The sequence below is a fragment of the Kitasatospora sp. NPDC006697 genome (assembly GCF_042869935.1).
Classification (GTDB): Bacteria; Actinomycetota; Actinomycetes; order Streptomycetales; family Streptomycetaceae; genus Kitasatospora.
Map to the genome: position 1 here is coordinate 165,294 of NZ_JBIAGU010000014.1, position 15,796 is coordinate 181,089.

The following is a 15,796-nucleotide window of genomic DNA, read 5'->3' on the forward strand; positions in this document are numbered from 1 at the left end:
CCCAGGTTCACACTCCTGAGCCGCCCGAGGGATTCTGCTCCGCCGTCCCGCCCTCGGGCCGCCCGCACCACAGACGGCGGTGACACCCTGGCCGGGCCGCGCGGTCCGACGCCTCGTCATCCCTCTTCCCTGACGAACCGTCGGACCGCGCGGTCCACGCTCCGCAATCCCCCACCTAGGAGTCACCATGGCAGTGCAGCCGCCGCCCAGCGACCAGCGGATCGTGATCGAGAACGCCGCCATCGCGACCGTGGACGCCGAGGACACCGAGTACGCCCGCGGCCACGTGGTCATCAAGGGCAACCTGATCGAGTCGGTCGGCCCGGGCCCCGCGCCGCAGTGGCTGGACAACGTGGTCCGCCGGATCAACGCCGAGGGCCACCTGGTCACCCCCGGCCTGGTCAACACCCACCACCACTTCTACCAGTGGATCACCCGCGGCCTCGCCCAGGACAACATCCTCTTCGACTGGCTGGTCGCGCTCTACCCGACCTGGGCCCGGATCGACGACCAGCTGGTGCACGCCGCCAGCCTGGGCTCGGCGGCCGCGCTGCTCAAGTCCGGCTGCACCACCGCCAGCGACCACCACTACGTCTTCCCCAAGGACGGCGGCGACATCCTGGGCGCCTCGATCGAGGCCGTCCAGCAGCTGGGCCTGCGCTTCACCGCGCTGCGCGGCTCGATGGACCGCAGCCAGAAGGACGGCGGCCTGCCGCCGGACCACGCGGTGGAGACCACCGAGGAGATCCTGCTCGCCTCCGAGGCGGCCGTGGACAAGTGGCACGACGCCTCCTTCGGCTCGATGCTGCACGTCGCCATCGCCCCCTGCTCCCCGTTCTCGGTCTCCACCGAGCTGCTGCGCGAGGCCGCCGTGCTGGCCCGCCGCAAGGGCGTGCGGCTGCACACCCACGGCTCCGAGACGGCGGAGGAGGAGGCGTTCTGCAAGCAGCTCTTCGGCATGGGCCCGACCGACTACTTCGAGTCCACCGGCTGGCTGGGCGAGGACGTCTGGATGGCGCACTGCGTGCACATGAACGACTCCGACATCGCCAAGTTCGCCGAGACCGGCACCGGTGTGGCGCACTGCCCCTCCTCCAACGCCCGGCTCGCGGCCGGCATCGCCCGGGTCCCGGACATGCTGAAGGCGGGCGTCCCGGTCGGCCTGGGCGTGGACGGCACCGCCTCCAACGAGTCCGGCGAGCTGGGCACCGAGCTGCGCAACGCGCTGCTGATCAACCGCCTGCACGGCTCCCCGACCGCGCTCACCGGCCGCCAGGCGCTGCGCCTGGGCACCATGGGCGGCGCCCGGGTGCTCGGCCGGCAGCACGAGATCGGCTCGATCGAGGCCGGCAAGCTGGCCGACCTGGCGCTCTGGAAGGTCGACGGCATCATGCACTCCTCGATCGCCGACCCGGTCGCCGCGCTCACCTTCGGCGCGCTGCCCCCGCTCACCGCGCTCTTCGTGAACGGCAACGCGGTGGTCGAGAAGGACCGGCTGACCGCGGTCGACGAGGACCGGATCGCCCTGGCCTGCGCCAAGGCGGCCCGCGACCTGGCCGCCCGCGGCTGACCGGAACCCCTGTACTCCGGGCCGCCCAGGGACGGTGCGTGACCCGGACTCCGCCTGGCTCCCCACAGGGGGCGGGCGGACCGCAGCCCCGGACCCACGGCGAGGGTCCGGGGCTGCGGCGTGCCCGGAACGGGGGGCAACGTAGGTTAGGGGGGTTCGACCGTGCACCAAGGGAAGGGCCCGATCCGAATGAGCACCGTGGGATCGGCGATCCCGTCCGCCCGACTACCCGCCCGCCGGGCGGCCCTGCGCCGCGCGCTGCGGGCCGCCCCGCGGCACCCGGTGGCGGCCTCGGTCCTGCTCTCCGTGGTGCTGCACCTGGTCTGGGTGCTCTGGCTGGCCAATGACGCGGGCGACCTGTCGGCCCAGTACGCCTGGACCGAGTTCGCCCGGCAGCACCCGGAGTCGGCCTACAACCTCTCCTGGTACGGCGGCATCCACATCGCCTCCTACAGCGTGATCTCGCCCTACCTGATGGGCGCGATCGGGGTGCGCACCACCGGGCTGCTGGCCGGTGTGGCCAGCGCCGGGCTGGCCGCGCTGCTGCTCACCCGCTGCGGGCTGCGCCGGCCGCTGGCGCCCGCCCTGTGGACCGCCTTCGCGCTCTGGTGCGACGTGGCCTCCGGCCGGGTCACCTTCGCGCTCGGCCTGGCCTTCGGGCTGGCCGCCACCCTGCTGGCCTACTGCTACCGCGGTCCGCGGCTGCGCTGGCTGGCGCTCTTCGGCCTCTCCGCGCTGGGCACCATGGGCAGCCCGGTGGTCGGGCTCTTCCTGGAGGTGGCGGGCGCCGGGCTCTTCCTGACCGGCCGCCGCCGGGACGCCTACCCGATGCTGGCCGCGCCGGTGCTGGTGGTCGGCGGCACCACGCTGCTCTTCCCGTTCAACGGGGTGCAGCCGTTCTCCTTCCACAGCACCCTGCCGGTGGTGGCGGCCGCGCTGGCGGCGGTCTGGTGCGCGCCGCGCGAGTGGACGGCGCTGCGCCGGGCCGGGCTGCTCTACGCGGTCGGGGTGATGCTGGTCTTCTTCATCCCCTCGCCGGTGGGCAGCAACGTGGAGCGGCTGAGCCTGCTCTTCGCGGGCACCGCGCTGCTGGCTGTGCTGACCGGGGTGCGGATGGAGCGGCGGCGGGCCGTGGCGGTGCTGGTGGCCTTCCTGGCGGTGGCCGGCTGGCTGACCGGCCGGACCATGGGCGACCTGGTGGTGACCGTGCCGGTGACCCCGCCGGCCAAGGACGGCAAGGCGATGATCGACCAGCTCAGGGCGCTCGGCGCGGAGCGCGCCCGGGTCGAGGTGGTCCCGCTCTCCTCGCACTGGGAGGCCAGCGGGGTCGCGCCCTACGTGGACCTGGCCCGGGGCTGGAACCGGCAGGCGGACGTCACCCGCAACCCGCTCTTCTACACCGAGCAGCTGACCGCCGCCGACTACCACGACTGGCTGCGCCAGTGGGGCGTCGGCTTCGTGGCGCTCTCCTCGGCCAAGCCGGACGACGCGGCGGTCAAGGAGGCCGAGCTGGTCAAGGCCGGGCAGCCGTTCCTGCACCAGGTCTGGCAGCAGGGCAGCTGGACGATCTACCAGGTGGCCGACCCGACCCCGCTGGCCGACCCGCCGGCCGAGGTGGTCAAGGCCGACGCGGCCTCGCTGACCGTCACCGTGCCGGCCGCCGGGGACATCCGGCTGAAACTGCCCTACTCCCCCTGGCTGGGCCTGGCCGGGCACACCGACACCGAGCACGGCTGCCTGGCGCAGTCCGGCGACTGGACGGTGCTGCACGCCACCGAGCCGGGCAGCTACCAGATCACCGGCTCCTACGGGATCTCCCGCGGCACGCCCTGCCCGACCCCGCAGCAGCAGCCCTAGGGGCTGCGGCAGCACAGGCCGAGGGCCCGCCGGACGACGATGTCCGGCGGGCCCTCGGAGTCTGTGCGGGGTCAGGCCTTGAGGGTCAGGATCGCGGTGGGCGCGTGGCCGGGCTCGGTGGCCAGCTCCTCGAACTCGACCACGTTGCTGATGTCCGCGGTCGGGCTCATCGAGATGTTGGTGACCCGCTCCAGGATCGCCTCGACGACCACCGGCACCTGGAACTCGGCGGCCAGCTTCTTGGCCTGCTCGAAGGCGGCGCCCAGCTCCTCCGGGTCGGTGACCCGGATCGCCTTGCAGCCCAGGCCCTCGACCACCTTGACGTGGTCCACGCCGTAGACCCCGAGCTCGGGCGAGTTGATGTTCTCGAACTCCAGGTTGACCTGGAAGTTGATGTCCAGGCCGATCTGCGCCTGCCGGATCAGGCCCAGGTAGGCGTTGTTCACCAGCACGTGGACGTAGGGGATCTTGTGCTGGGCGCCGACGGCCAGCTCCTCCAGCATGAACTGGAAGTCGTAGTCGCCGGAGAGCGCGACCACCGGGGTCTCCCGGTCGGCGGTGGCGACGCCGAGCGCGGCCGGGATGGTCCAGCCCAGCGGGCCGGCCTGGCCGCAGTTGATCCAGTGCCGCGGCTTGTAGACGTGCAGCATCTGGGCGCCGGCGATCTGCGAGAGGCCGATCGTGGTGACGTAGCGGGTCTGCGGCCCGAAGGCCTTGTTCATCTCCTCGTAGACCCGCTGCGGCTTCATCGGGACGTTGTCGAAGTGGGTGCGCCGCTGCAGGCTCGCCTTGCGCTCCTGGGTCTCGGCGACCCAGCCGGCCCGGTCCGGCAGCCGGCCGGCGGCCTTGAGCTCCTTGGCGATCTCGACGAAGAGCTCCAGCGCGGCCTTGGCGTCCGAGGCGATGCCGTAGTCGGGCGCGAAGATCTTGCCGATCTGGGTGGGCTCGATGTCCACGTGGACGAACCTGCGGTCGCCGCGGTAGACGTCCAGCTTGTAGCCGGTGTGGCGGTTGGCCCAGCGGTTGCCGATGCCGAGCACGAAGTCCGAGGCGAGGAAGTTGGCGTTGCCGTAACGGTGCGAGGTCTGCACGCCGACCATGCCGGCGTTCAGCTCGTGGTCGTCGGCGATGGTGCCCCAGCCCATCAGGGTCGGGATCACCGGGGTGCCGGTCAGCTCGGCGAACTCCACCAGCAGGTCGGCCGCGTCGGCGTTGATGATGCCGCCGCCGGCCACGATCAGCGGGCGCTCGGAGGCCAGCAGGAAGCTGATCGCCTTCTCGGCCTGGGCCCGGGTGGCGGCCGGCTTGTAGACCGGCAGCGGCTCGTAGGTCTCCGGGTCGAACTCGATCTCGGTCAGCTGGACGTCGATCGGCAGGTCGATCAGCACCGGGCCGGGGCGGCCGGAGCGCATCAGGTGGAAGGCCTGCTGGAAGACGCCGGGGACCTGGGCGGCCTCCAGCACGGTGGTGGCGGCCTTGGTGACCGGCTTGGCGATCGAGGCGATGTCGACGGCCTGGAAGTCCTCGGTGTGCAGCTTGGCCACCGGGGCCTGGCCGGTGATGCAGAGGATCGGGATCGAGTCCGCGATCGCCGAGTACAGGCCGGTGATCATGTCGGTGCCGGCCGGCCCCGAGGTGCCGATGCAGACGCCGATGTTGCCGGCCTTGGTGCGGGTGTAGCCCTCGGCCATGTGGGAGGCGCCCTCGACGTGGCGGGCCAGCGTGTGCCGGATGCCGCCGCCCTCCTTCAGCGCCCGGTAGAAGGGGTTGATCGCGGCGCCCGGGACGCCGAACGCGACCTCCACGCCCTCGCGCTTGAGGATCTCCACGGCCGCACGGGCGGCGGTCATTCGGGGCATCGGCTCACTCCTGTGCGACGGGTCTCCGCACCGTGACCCCCTGGATGGTTTTCACAATGCGGAATAATGCTTTTGGTATGCGAAATCAAGGTAGGCGGCAGCCGGAACGGCAGTCAAGGGTTCCGAGGCCCCAGTTTCAACAACTCGTTGAAGGTGCGGCCATTGGCGATCCCCCCAGGACCACAGCCCCGATCGGCCGCCCCGCCTTGCCGATTGCACGATTCGTGTACGCACCCATGGGCCGCGTAAAAGGACCCCCCGGCCCCCCGGAGGGTCTAGCGCGGGCGCAGGCCGTCCGAGAGCAGCTCCATCATCCGCTCCAGGGTGACCGAGGTGCCGCCCGGCTTGGGTGCGGCCGCCAGCACGGCCGCGTGCAGCAGCCGCAGCAGCTCGGCGGAGCACAGGTCCTCCCGGACCGTGCCGGCCGCCCGGGCATCGGCCAGCAGCGCGTCGGAGGCGTCGAACATCAGCGAGTGGCAGTCCTCCCGCAGCCCCTCGTCCTCCGCCAGGATCACGCCCATCAGCGTCTTCAGCTCCCCGCAGGCCCGCCAGTGCGCGGCCATCACGCCCATCCAGGCACCCAGCGCCCGCCCGGGCGGCAGCTCGGCCAGCAGCTCGCGGGCTCGCGCGGCGGTCTCCTCCAGGCCGCCCCGGTAGACCGCCACCACCAGGTCCTCCCGGGTCGGGAAGTGCCGGTAGAGGGTGCCTGGGCCGACCCCGGCCCGCTTGGCCACCATGTCCATCGAGGCCCCCTCGCCGCGCTCGGCGAACACCTCGGCAGCAGCGCTGAGCAGCCGTTCGTAGTTGCGGCGGGCATCGGCCCGCATCGGGCGCTCGGACATGGCGCAGCCTCCCTCTTGCTAATCGGAGAATGTCTCCGTATCTTACCGACCATCAACTGGCGACTCCCTCCGGTTCCTTCCCGAAGCTCCCAGGAGTATCCCTCGCATGTCGACACTGACTGCTGTATCCAACACCGCCAGGGCCGCTGACCGCGGCTCAGGGGCCGCACTGGCCGTGCTGATCGGCGCCTACCTGCTGATCGCCGTGGACGCCACGGTGGTCAACGTGGCGCTGCCCGCCCTGCAGCGGCAGCTGCACTTCTCCCCGGCCGCGCTCGCCTGGGTGCCCAACGCCTACGCGCTCACCTTCGGCGGCTTACTGCTGCTGGGCAGCCGGCTCGGCGACCGGCTCGGCCGCCGCCGCGCCTTCACCGCCGGCGTCGCGCTCTTCACCCTCGCCTCGCTGCTCGGCGGTCTGGCCCCGAACGCGCCGCTGCTGCTCGCCGCCCGCGCGGTGCAGGGCGTCGGCGCCGCGCTGAGCACGCCCAACGTGCTGGCGCTGATCGCCACCACCTTCGCCGAGGGCCGGGCCCGCAACCGGGCGCTCAGCCTCTACTCCTCCGCCGCCGGACTCGGCGCCTCGCTGGGCATGCTGCTGGGCGGCGCGCTGACCAGCTGGCTCTCCTGGCGCTGGGCGCTGCTGGTGAACGTGCCGATCGGGCTGGCCGTGGCGCTGGCCGCGCCCCGGGTGGTCCGCGAGCCGGAGCGGCACCCCGGCGGGTACGACGCGGCCGGCGCGCTGACCGGCACCCTGGGCACCACCGCGCTGGTCTACGGCGTGCTGCGGGCCGCCGACCACGGCTGGGGCGACGGGCCGGCGCTCGGCTCGATGATCGCGGCCGGGGTGCTGCTGATCGGCTTCCTGCTGGCCGAACTGCGGGTCCGCGAGCCGCTGCTGCCGCTGGAGCTGCTGCGCGACCGGGCCCGCACCGGCGCCTACCTCAACATGCTGCTGATCCCGCTGGCGATGTTCCCGAGCTTCTTCCTGCTCACCCTGCTCTTCCAGGACGTGATGCACTTCAGCGCGGTCCGCACCGGCCTGGCCTTCCTGCCGATGACCCTGGTGCTCTTCGCCACCGTGCGGCTGATGCCCCGGCTGCTGCCCCGCACCGGGACCAGGCCGGTGCTGGTGGCCGGCGCGCTGCTCCTGCTGCTCGGCGCGCTCTGGCTGACCCGGTTCCCGGAGCACGCCGACTACTGGGCCTGGGTGTTCGGCCCGCTGGTGCTGATCGGCCTGGGCGGCGGGATGAGCTTCATGCCGATGAGCGTCCTGGTGCTCACCGGCGTCGCCCCGGCCCGCTCCGGCTCGGCGGCCGGCCTGCTGCAGACCCTGCAGTGGACCGGCGGCACGATCGGCACCTCGGTGCTGGTCACGGTCTTCAGCACGGCCGGCCGGCACGCCGGCGGCGGCCCGGAGCACCGCCTGGTGCACGGGATGGACGCGGCCTTCGCGGTGGCGAGCGGCGTCGCGGCGGCCGCCCTGCTGGTCGCCCTGCTGGTGATCCGGGCGCCCCGGGCGCAGCGTCAGAAGGTTCGCCCCAAGGTCGCCAGGTAGGCGCGCCAGCCGCCGAGCGCCGTGATCTCCCGGTGCACGCCGCGCTCCACCTGGCCGCGGGCCAGCAGCATCGACAGGCAGGCGCTGCCGTCGGCCAGTTCGATCACCCCGAGCTCCAGCTCGGCCGGCTCGCCCGGCAGGATCACCTCCCGCAGCACCGCCAGGTCCAGCTCGTAGAGCTCCCCCTCGATCGCGCTCGCCGCCGCCGGGTCGCGCAGCAGCCCGGGGCATTCGTCGCGGATCGAGAAGAACCGGTAGCCGGGGGCGGTGTGCACCTCGCCGAGGAACGGCGCCCCGCCGAGCTTGGCGTGGAACTCACCGCCGCGCATCGCCTGGCCGTTCATGAACATCCGTACCGTCATACATCCTCCGTCGGGAAGCCGTACGGTCCACCGGGGAGTGTTCGCCCCGGCGGACCGTACGGAATGGCGATGATCCGTCAGCCCAGCAGTGCGTAGCCTGGCAGGGTCAGGAAGTCGGTGAACTCCTCGGCGAGCGCCACCTGCTCGAAGAGGTCGCGGGCCTCGGCCCACCGGCCGGCCGCGAAGACCCCGTCGCCCAGCTCGGCGCGGATCGCGTCCAGCTCCTCGGCGATCAGCCGGCGGGTCAGTTCGGCGGTGGCCTTCTCGCCGGAGTCGGCGAGCACCACGCCGTTGTGGATCCACTGCCAGATCTGCGAGCGGGAGATCTCGGCGGTGGCGGCGTCCTCCATCATGTTGAAGATGCCGACCGCGCCCAGTCCGCGCAGCCAGGCCTCGCAGTAGCGCAGGCCGACGGCGACGGCGTTGCGCAGCCCGGCCTCGGTGCAGGAGCCGCCGGCGCCGGCGATGTCCAGCAGCTGAGCGGCCGTCACCGGCTCGCTGGAGCCCGGGTTGTCCTTCTGGTGGGGCCGCTCGCCGAGCACCGCGTCGAAGCTGGCCTCGGCGACCGGGACCAGGTCGGGGTGGGCCACCCAGGAGCCGTCGAAGCCGCCGGCCGCCTCGCGGTCCTTGTCGGCCTTGACCTTCTCCAGCGCCGCCGCGTTCACCTCCGGGTCCTTGCGGGAGGGGATGAAGGCGGCCATCCCGCCGATCGCGTGCGCGCCGCGCCTGTGGCAGGTCTGCACCAGCAGCCGGGCGTAGGCGGCCATGAAGGGCGAGGTCATGCCGACGCTGTTGCGGTCCGGCAGCACGTACCGCTCGCCCGCGTCGCGCAGGTTCTTGACGATCGAGAAGAGGTAGTCCCAGCGCCCGGCGTTCAGCCCGGCGGCGTGCTCGCGCAGCTCGTAGAGGATCTCGTCCATCTCGAAGGCGGCGGTGATGGTCTCGATCAGCACGGTGGCCCGGATGGTGCCGTGCGGGATGCCGAGCTCGCGCTGGGCGTGGGTGAAGACCTCGTTCCAGAGCCGGGCCTCCAGGTGGCTCTCGGTCTTCGGCAGGTAGAAGTACGGGCCGGAGTTGGGGTCGGCCTCGCCCTTGGCGAGCAGCCGGGCGGCGTTGTGGAAGAAGTACAGGCCGAAGTCGAAGAGGGCGCCGGCCACCGGCACGCCGTCCACCATCAGGTGGCTCTCGTCCAGGTGCCAGCCGCGCGGGCGGACCACCACGGTGGCCAGCTGGTCGGCGGGCTTGAGGGTGTAGGCCTTGCCCTGCTCGGAGGTGAAGTCGATCCGGCCCTCGAAGGCGTCGATCAGGTTGAGCTGCCCGGAGACCACGGCCTGCCAGGTCGGCGAGGTGGCGTCCTCGAAGTCGGCCAGCCAGACCCTGGCGCCGGAGTTGAGCGCGTTGACCACCATCTTGCGGTCGGTCGGGCCGGTGATCTCCACCCGGCGGTCCTGCAGCGCCCGGGGTGCCGGGGCGACCTGCCAGTCCGCGGCGCGGATTCCGGCGGTCTCGGGCAGGAAGTCGAGGGTGCCGGCCTCGGCGATCCCGGCCCGCCGGGTCTTGCGGCGGGCCAGCAGCTCCTGGCGGCGCGCTTCGAAGGCCCGGTGCAGACCGACCACGAAGGCGACCGCCTCGGGGGTGAGCACCTCCTCCGCACGGGGGACGCGCGGACCGGCGACAGTCACGACCGGAGCGGCGGGACCGCCGACAGATTCCTGGTCTGTAGCCATGGGCAGGACACTCCTTGGACGGTTGTACAGGGTGTACGGAGCCTCGGTGGGGGCTTCCGTCTTGACGACCCACGACCGGCCCGACCATCCGGCAGGGCCGATTCTGTAAAGTGGAGACTAGTTTCCGCGATACAGAATTTCAACGGTTTGTTGAGTGGTTCGCTGGGACTCTACTCCTCCGCCGACAGCAAAGGGAACGCCAAGTGGCCAGCAGCCCTGCCCCCGAGCGCGCAAGTGGCAGCGTGCAGTCCGTCGAACGCGCCTTCCAGCTGCTGGAGGCGCTGGCGGACGCGGGCGGCGTCGCCACTCTGAGCGAGCTGTCCGGCAGTTCCGGCCTGCCGATGCCGACCATCCACCGGCTGGTCCGCACCCTGGCCGCGCAGGGCTACGTCCGCCAGGACACCGCGCGCCGCTACACCCTGGGCCCCCGGCTGATCCGGCTCGGCGAGACGGCCGGCCGGCTGCTCGGCAGCTGGGCCCGGCCGTACCTGGCGGAGCTGATGGAGGCCACCGGCGAGACCGCCAACCTGGCGGTGCTGGAGGGCGGCGAGGTGGTCTACGTCGGGCAGGTGCAGTCGCGCCGCTCGATGCGGATGTTCACCGAGGTCGGCCGCCGGGTGCAGCCGCACTGCACGGGGGTCGGCAAGGCGCTGCTGGCACAGCTGCCGGAGGAGGAGGCCCGGGCCGTGCTCGGCACCCAGCCGCTGCCCGCGCACACCGAGTTCACCGTCACCGACGTGGACGCGCTCTTCGGCCAGCTGGCGCACGCCCGGCGGGCCGGCTACGTGGTGGACGACCAGGAGCAGGAGATCGGGGTGCGCTGCATCGCCGTCGCGGTGCCGCAGGCGCCGACCCCGACGGCGCTCTCGGTCTCCGGCCCGGAGGCCCGGATCCGGGCGTTGGAGGAGCAGAGCGGCGGCGAGGCGCTGGTCACCGTGATGCAGGGGATCGCCGAGCGGCTCGGCGGCGTGCTCGCGCCGTGACACTGCGGTGAATGCCCGTGGCGTAGGGTGACGGCATGCAATCGCTGCTCGTCCCCCTGCTCGGCGCCGCGGTTCTCGCCACCGGTCCGGCCGACCTGCGGGTGGTCCCGATGGAGCCGGCCGCCGCCCCTGCCGGCGGCACCACCACGGTGCACGCCTTCGTGGCCAACAACGGCCCCGAGGTCGCCGGCGAGTTCACCGTGACGGTGCGCGCGCCCTTCGGCACCCACGCGGTCGGCCCGTACTTCCCGGGGAACTGCACCCCCGACGCGGCCGCCACCGTGGTCACCTGCACCTTCCCGGCCGGCCTCGGGGCGCTCCGGTCGGCCACCGCACTGGTGCCGCTGAAGCTCGACGCCGGCGTGTCAGGCGTGCTGGCCGGCGGCCGGGTCACCGTGCACAGCGCCGGAGACCCGGACCACCGCAACGACAGCGCGCCGTTCGTGGTCCGGGTCTCCGGCTAGCACCGCGTGCTCCGTCAGCGGAACACCCGCACGTAGTCGGCGGCGAAGGAGATCGGCGCCGAGCCGGTGGGTGCCGGGTGGTACTTGCCCGCGCTCACCGAGAGGTTGAGGATCAGGTAGGCCGACCAGTTGGCACCGACGCCGGTGTGGTCGGAGAAGACCTTCGCCCCGTTGACGTACCAGTCGACCGAGTTGGCGCCGTAGTGGGTGCCGATGGTGACCCACTGGCCCGGCTTGATGGCGTTCGCGTCGGTCAAGTAGTCCTGGGCGGCGTTGACGTGGTTGGTCAGCTCCAGCAGGTTCGGGTTGTCCGGGTGGTACTCGAACGAGTCGATCTCGTTGTGCGAGCCGCTGACCGCCGGGTTCCAGGTCCACAGCGCAGGCCAGGCACCGGTGCCGGTGGGCAGCTGCACCCGGGTCTCGGCGTAGTCGCCGGTCTTCACCTGGAAGCCGCCGGTGGAACCCTCGGTGGTCAGCAGGCCGGCGTTCCAGGCCTGCGCACCGTTCTCCAGGGTCTGGCTGCCCGGCCGGGCGGTGAAGGTGGCGGAACCGTTCGCGATCTTGACGTCGGCCGGGTCCAGCCAGTCCAGCTTGTTGTCGTTCGGGTTGTGGGTGCGGTAGTGGTACGAGCTGGTGCTGGTGTCGGCCCAGCGGCTCGCGTCCACCCCGCCGCCCGAGAACTCGTCGGCCCAGGTGAGCTTCTGGCCGGCCACCGGCGAGGCCGGTGCGGCCGGTGCGGCCGGGGTCACCGGGGCGGCGGCCACGGTCAGCTTCTGCGCGGCCAGGTTGTGCCAGGCGCCGGCCTGGTCCTGGTAGTAGCCGAAGACCGAGTAGGCACCGGCCGGGAAGCTGCGCGCGGCGGTGGTCAGGGTGATGCCGGCCGGGCAGAGCTGGACGTCGGTGCGCGAGCCGGGGAAGTCGAGGTTGGCGCCCGTCGCGTCCCGCACGGCGACTCCGAGCCGCTTCACCGTGAAGCAGGAGGTGGAGTGCGTGGTGAGCGTGGCGGTCACCGGCTTGTCCGGGGTGGTCGCGGAGACCGTCAGCCGGTCCTCGCTGACGGTGGGGGTGCTGGTGGCGGGCCGGGACCAGGCGTGGGCCTGGCCGACCATCGGGACGGCGAGCAGGCCGAGCGCTCCGGCGACGACGCCGAGACGGGCGGAACGGGCGACAGGGATCACGTGGGTACCTCGAACGCGGCCGTCCGGTAGTGGGGCAGGAGGCAGCCACGCCTGTGCTGTGGTGACAAGAGGAAGCGACCCTTCCGGAACCGGTGGGCCGCTTGCAGGCTAGGCAGACCATGTGATCAACAACAATGTTTAGCGATGTCGCAAGTGTCACACCTGTGAAGGTCCACCCCGCCCGGCGAAGCGGGCAAGTCCCTCGGCCACCAGCAGAGTTACGTGGACATGAAGACTTTCCCAGCGTCTTCCCAGGCTTGTCGGGAAACATCCAGACTGCTGCCATGCAGACTCTTCTACGCGCGTTGAAGTCGCGTTCCGCCGCCGCCGTCACCGTTGGCCTGCTGGCCCTCGCCCCGCTCACCGTCGCCACCCAGGCGCACGCCGACGTGAGCGGCACCGTCTGTCAGAGCGCCCTCCCGCAGCAGGCCGACGACACCCTGAACGAGATCGCCGACGGCGGCCCGTTCCCGTTCCGCCAGGACGGCGTGGTCTTCCAGAACCGCGAGGGCGTGCTGCCCGTGCAGGACTACGGCTACTACCACGAGTACACCGTGGTCACCCCGGGCGCCTCGACCCGCGGCACCCGCCGGATCATCACCGGTGAGGGCTCCCAGGAGGACTACTACACCGCCGACCACTACTCGACGTTCTACCTGATCGACTTCACCTGCTGATCCGCCAGCGGGCCGCCGCCGCGACCCGGCTGTGCACCCGCAGCTTGGCGTAGGCGTGCTCCAGGTGCTTGTCCACGGTGCGGGAGGACACCGCCAGCCGGTTCCCGATCTGGCGGTCCGTCAGCCCCTCGGTGAGCAGGTCGAGCACGGCCGCCTCGCGTTCCGTCAGCGCCGATCGCAGCGGCGAGGAGGGCGGCGGAGCGAGCCGGCCGAGCGCATGGCTGAGCCGGCTGCGCAGCAGCAGCGCGGTCTCCAGATCGGCGTCCGCGAAGTCCGCGGCCGAGCGGTGCACCACCAGGCAGACGGTGCGCCGCCCGGCCGCGGTCCAGCCCGCCGGGAAGGCGGTGGCCAGCTGGTACTCCGCACCCACCGGGCGCAGCGCCTCGGCGTAGGTGCCCGAGCGGTGGAACTCGCCGCGGGACTGCAGGTCGGAGCGGCGTACCGGGTCGCCGGAGCCGGTGTCGGTGTGCCGGAAGAGCGGGTCGGTGCCCGCGTTCCGGTAGAAGGCGGCCAGCGCGTCCGGGGTGAACAGGTCGCTCGGCAGGTGCATCGGGCGGCGGCCCAGCGGGGTCCGCACCGACCAGGTGAGGCTGTCGCCGGGCAGCGCCCGGAGCAGCAGCGGGTGCAGCGCCGGAAGGAGGCCCTGCTCCTCGTCGGCGTCCAGCAGCAGGTCGATCACGGCGCAGATGCGCCGCAGCCCGGCCTCCCCGGACGGAGTCACTCTTGGAGCGTGCCCCCGCCGGGGAGGCCGGGTCAAGCCGGGCCCCGACAAACCCGGCCGCGACCGTCCGGCCCGACCCGGACGGCCTTTCGAAGGAAAGCTCACCGGCTGGCGGCGTACACCCGGTTGACCGGGCTCTCGGCGGCCAGCCGCCAGTGGTGCAGCCCGGCCCGGTCGGCCAGGTCCCGCATGGCGTCCTCGCCCGCGTGGTTGCCCATCGCCTCCGGCCCGTGCTGGGCCAGCGCGGAGGGCAGGCAGACCGCCACCGAGGCGGAGACCACGACGCGCCCGATCGGATTGGCGTTGGCCTCCACGTCCGCGGAGGCGTTCGGCTCGACGATCATGCAGCTGCCGCCCTCGGCCAGCGCCTGCCGGGCGTGGTGCAGCGCGCCGCCCGGGTCGCCCATGTCGTGCAGGCAGTCGAAGAAGGTGATCAGGTCGTAGCCGTCGCCGGGGAAGTCCTGGGCGCCGGCCACCCGGAAGTCCACCCGGTCGGCCAGTCCGCGCTCGGCGGCCAGCCCGCGGGCCCGCTCGATCGACGGCTGGTGGAAGTCGAAGCCGTGGAACCGGGAGGCCGGGTAGGCCTCGGCCATCAGCATGGTGGACCAGCCGTAGCCGCAGCCGATGTCGGCCACCTGGGCGCCGGCCTCCAGCTTGCCCTCGGTGCCGTTCATCGCCGGGATCCACTCGGGCACCAGGGAGCCCGCGTAGCCGGGGCGGAAGAACTTGGCGGTGCCGGCGAACAGCGCGTCGGAATGCTCCTCCCAGCCCACCCCGCGGCCGGTGCGGAAGCCGTCCATCAGCGCGTCCTCGGTGGCGTAGAGCGCCTGCAGCATGGTGAACATGCCGGCCGCGTAGGTCGGCGCGTCCGGGTCGGCCAGCACGGCGGCGTGCTCGTCCGGCAGCGTGTAGCTGTCGGCGGCGGCGTCGTGGGTCACGTAGCCGCCCGCCACCTGGGCGGCCAGCCACTCGCGCAGGTAGCGCTCGCGCAGACCGGTGCGCTCGGCCAGCTGGGCCGTCGTCATCGGCCCCGCGCCCGCCATCGCGGTGTAGAGGCCGAGCCGGTCGCCGAGCGCCGTGCACAGGCCCGCCATCGCGGCTCCGCCGTCGGTCACCACCTGCTCCAGGAACTCCATCACCCGGTCTTCGTCGAGGGCCACCGGGACCACCTCCTCGCGGTACCACCACTCCAGCAGAGCGGGCCCGCTCCCGGCCATACGGGAAATCCCGTACCAGGGCGGGCCCGCGGGCCACTCAGCTGTGCTGGAGGGCCGGTTCGTCCTTGAGAGCCGAACGGATCTGCTCGCGCAGCTCCTTGCTGTCGGTCTCGCCGTGGACCGAAGCGGCGTGCTCTGCGGCAGCCCGGACCACTTCCTCCTCCTCACCGGAGATGGCCAGCGTGCAGCCGGCCTCGCTCGGGTAGTCGCGGCAGTCGACGATCTTGCGCATCTCGACCTCCCGGCCCGCGCCGCTCCCGGCTCGCCGGCGGGCCACCTGCTGGCCGGGAGGACCGGCGTGCGGGGCCGCGCGCGTGTCGCGGAACCATTGTCCCTCCGCGCGGCCGGTCGGATAGCGTGGGAGCAGTACCCGATCCGGCCCCGGACGAAGCGAGGAACACCCCCAGCATGACCGAGACCGCTGCCCTGCCCGGCTTCGCCGGCCGGACCTACCTGTTCCAGGTCGACAACGGCGCCGCGTTCCGCAACGCCTACTCGGCCGACGGCAAGCGGCTGCGCTGGGAGGGCCTGGGCGAGTCGGCCGGCCAGTGGGAGGACGTCTCGCTGCACGTCGCCCAGGTCGGGCCGCAGGTGTACTTCGTCAGCTGGACGGAGCAGAGCGGAATCACCGTCAGCCACGTGATGGACCTCGGTACGTTGACGGTGCGGGTCTTCTGGACCTACGAGGGCGAGGGCGGCCGGGTCGGCGAGCTGCACACCGGCACCCTGGAGCAGGTGGTCTGAGCCTTCGTCACCATCGGGCCCCGCGGCGCTGCCGCGGGGC

At 72.5% G+C, this 15,796-nt stretch carries 15 protein-coding genes; 7 read left to right on the forward strand and 8 right to left on the reverse strand.

Going from position 1 to position 15,796, the window contains the following annotated elements; all coding sequences use genetic code 11:
* Window positions 1-187 precede the first annotated feature (187 nt).
* Together ACFYNO_RS21430 and ACFYNO_RS21435 are read left to right on the forward strand one after the other, a co-directional pair.
* Window positions 188-1,570 (forward strand): 8-oxoguanine deaminase, encoded by a 1,383-nt coding sequence (locus ACFYNO_RS21430; protein ID WP_388014479.1) that lies wholly within the window; start codon window positions 188-190, stop codon window positions 1,568-1,570.
* 189 nt (window positions 1,571-1,759) lie between these two features.
* Window positions 1,760-3,427, forward strand: coding sequence for an MFS transporter (locus ACFYNO_RS21435; protein ID WP_388014482.1), 1,668 nt, complete (start codon window positions 1,760-1,762; stop codon window positions 3,425-3,427).
* Window positions 3,428-3,498: 71 nt separating this feature from the next.
* Here ACFYNO_RS21435 and gcl read toward each other — a convergent pair whose 3' ends face one another.
* Together gcl and ACFYNO_RS21445 are read right to left on the reverse strand one after the other, a co-directional pair.
* Entirely contained in the window at window positions 3,499-5,286 is a 1,788-nt protein-coding gene (gene gcl, locus ACFYNO_RS21440) for a glyoxylate carboligase (protein WP_388014485.1), read from the reverse strand.
* A 275-nt stretch (window positions 5,287-5,561) separates the two neighbouring features.
* Window positions 5,562-6,128, reverse strand: coding sequence for a TetR/AcrR family transcriptional regulator (locus ACFYNO_RS21445; protein WP_388014488.1), 567 nt, complete (start codon window positions 6,126-6,128; stop codon window positions 5,562-5,564).
* 106 nt (window positions 6,129-6,234) lie between these two features.
* Between ACFYNO_RS21445 and ACFYNO_RS21450 the strand changes: the two genes are divergently transcribed.
* Window positions 6,235-7,683 (forward strand): MFS transporter, encoded by a 1,449-nt coding sequence (locus ACFYNO_RS21450; RefSeq protein ID WP_388014491.1) that lies wholly within the window; start codon window positions 6,235-6,237, stop codon window positions 7,681-7,683.
* On the opposite strand, the gene ACFYNO_RS21455 is transcribed toward ACFYNO_RS21450, so the two are convergent.
* Both ACFYNO_RS21455 and aceB read right to left on the reverse strand, forming a co-directional pair.
* Window positions 7,653-8,045 (reverse strand): gamma-glutamylcyclotransferase, encoded by a 393-nt coding sequence (locus ACFYNO_RS21455; RefSeq protein WP_388014494.1) that lies wholly within the window; start codon window positions 8,043-8,045, stop codon window positions 7,653-7,655. The two genes, ACFYNO_RS21450 and ACFYNO_RS21455, sit on opposite strands and share 31 nt — an antisense overlap.
* A gap of 77 nt (window positions 8,046-8,122) precedes the next feature.
* Window positions 8,123-9,772, reverse strand: coding sequence for a malate synthase A (gene aceB, locus ACFYNO_RS21460; protein ID WP_388014497.1), 1,650 nt, complete (start codon window positions 9,770-9,772; stop codon window positions 8,123-8,125).
* 203 nt (window positions 9,773-9,975) lie between these two features.
* On the opposite strand from aceB, the gene ACFYNO_RS21465 reads away from it, so the two are divergent.
* Entirely contained in the window at window positions 9,976-10,755 is a 780-nt protein-coding gene (locus ACFYNO_RS21465) for an IclR family transcriptional regulator (RefSeq protein WP_388014500.1), read from the forward strand.
* Window positions 10,756-10,790: 35 nt separating this feature from the next.
* On the forward strand, window positions 10,791-11,219 hold the full coding sequence (locus tag ACFYNO_RS21470) for a hypothetical protein (RefSeq protein ID WP_388014503.1): 429 nt from the start codon (window positions 10,791-10,793) through the stop codon (window positions 11,217-11,219).
* Between the two features lie 14 nt (window positions 11,220-11,233).
* On the opposite strand, the gene ACFYNO_RS21475 is transcribed toward ACFYNO_RS21470, so the two are convergent.
* Entirely contained in the window at window positions 11,234-12,397 is a 1,164-nt protein-coding gene (locus ACFYNO_RS21475) for a hypothetical protein (protein WP_388014506.1), read from the reverse strand.
* Window positions 12,398-12,681: 284 nt separating this feature from the next.
* On the opposite strand from ACFYNO_RS21475, the gene ACFYNO_RS21480 reads away from it, so the two are divergent.
* Window positions 12,682-13,074, forward strand: coding sequence for a ribonuclease domain-containing protein (locus ACFYNO_RS21480; RefSeq protein ID WP_388014508.1), 393 nt, complete (start codon window positions 12,682-12,684; stop codon window positions 13,072-13,074).
* Here the strand turns inward: ACFYNO_RS21480 and ACFYNO_RS21485 are convergent.
* From ACFYNO_RS21485 to ACFYNO_RS21495, 3 genes are all read right to left on the reverse strand, one after another.
* A complete protein-coding gene (locus ACFYNO_RS21485; protein WP_388014510.1) occupies window positions 13,064-13,795 on the reverse strand; it encodes a response regulator transcription factor in 732 nt (243 codons plus the stop codon). The genes ACFYNO_RS21480 and ACFYNO_RS21485 overlap by 11 nt on opposite strands.
* 101 nt (window positions 13,796-13,896) lie before the next feature.
* Entirely contained in the window at window positions 13,897-15,012 is a 1,116-nt protein-coding gene (locus tag ACFYNO_RS21490) for a class I SAM-dependent methyltransferase (protein ID WP_388014513.1), read from the reverse strand.
* A 37-nt stretch (window positions 15,013-15,049) separates the two neighbouring features.
* Window positions 15,050-15,244 carry a DUF1059 domain-containing protein gene (locus ACFYNO_RS21495; RefSeq protein WP_388014516.1) on the reverse strand — a complete coding sequence of 65 codons (195 nt, stop codon included), beginning with the start codon at window positions 15,242-15,244 and terminating at the stop codon, window positions 15,050-15,052.
* A gap of 176 nt (window positions 15,245-15,420) precedes the next feature.
* Here ACFYNO_RS21495 and ACFYNO_RS21500 point away from each other — a divergent pair, with 176 nt between their 5' ends.
* The gene (locus ACFYNO_RS21500) at window positions 15,421-15,756 is read left to right on the forward strand and encodes a MoaF N-terminal domain-containing protein (protein WP_388014519.1); all 336 of its coding nucleotides are present in this window, start codon (window positions 15,421-15,423) and stop codon (window positions 15,754-15,756) included.
* The last annotated feature ends 40 nt before the right edge of the window (window positions 15,757-15,796 follow it).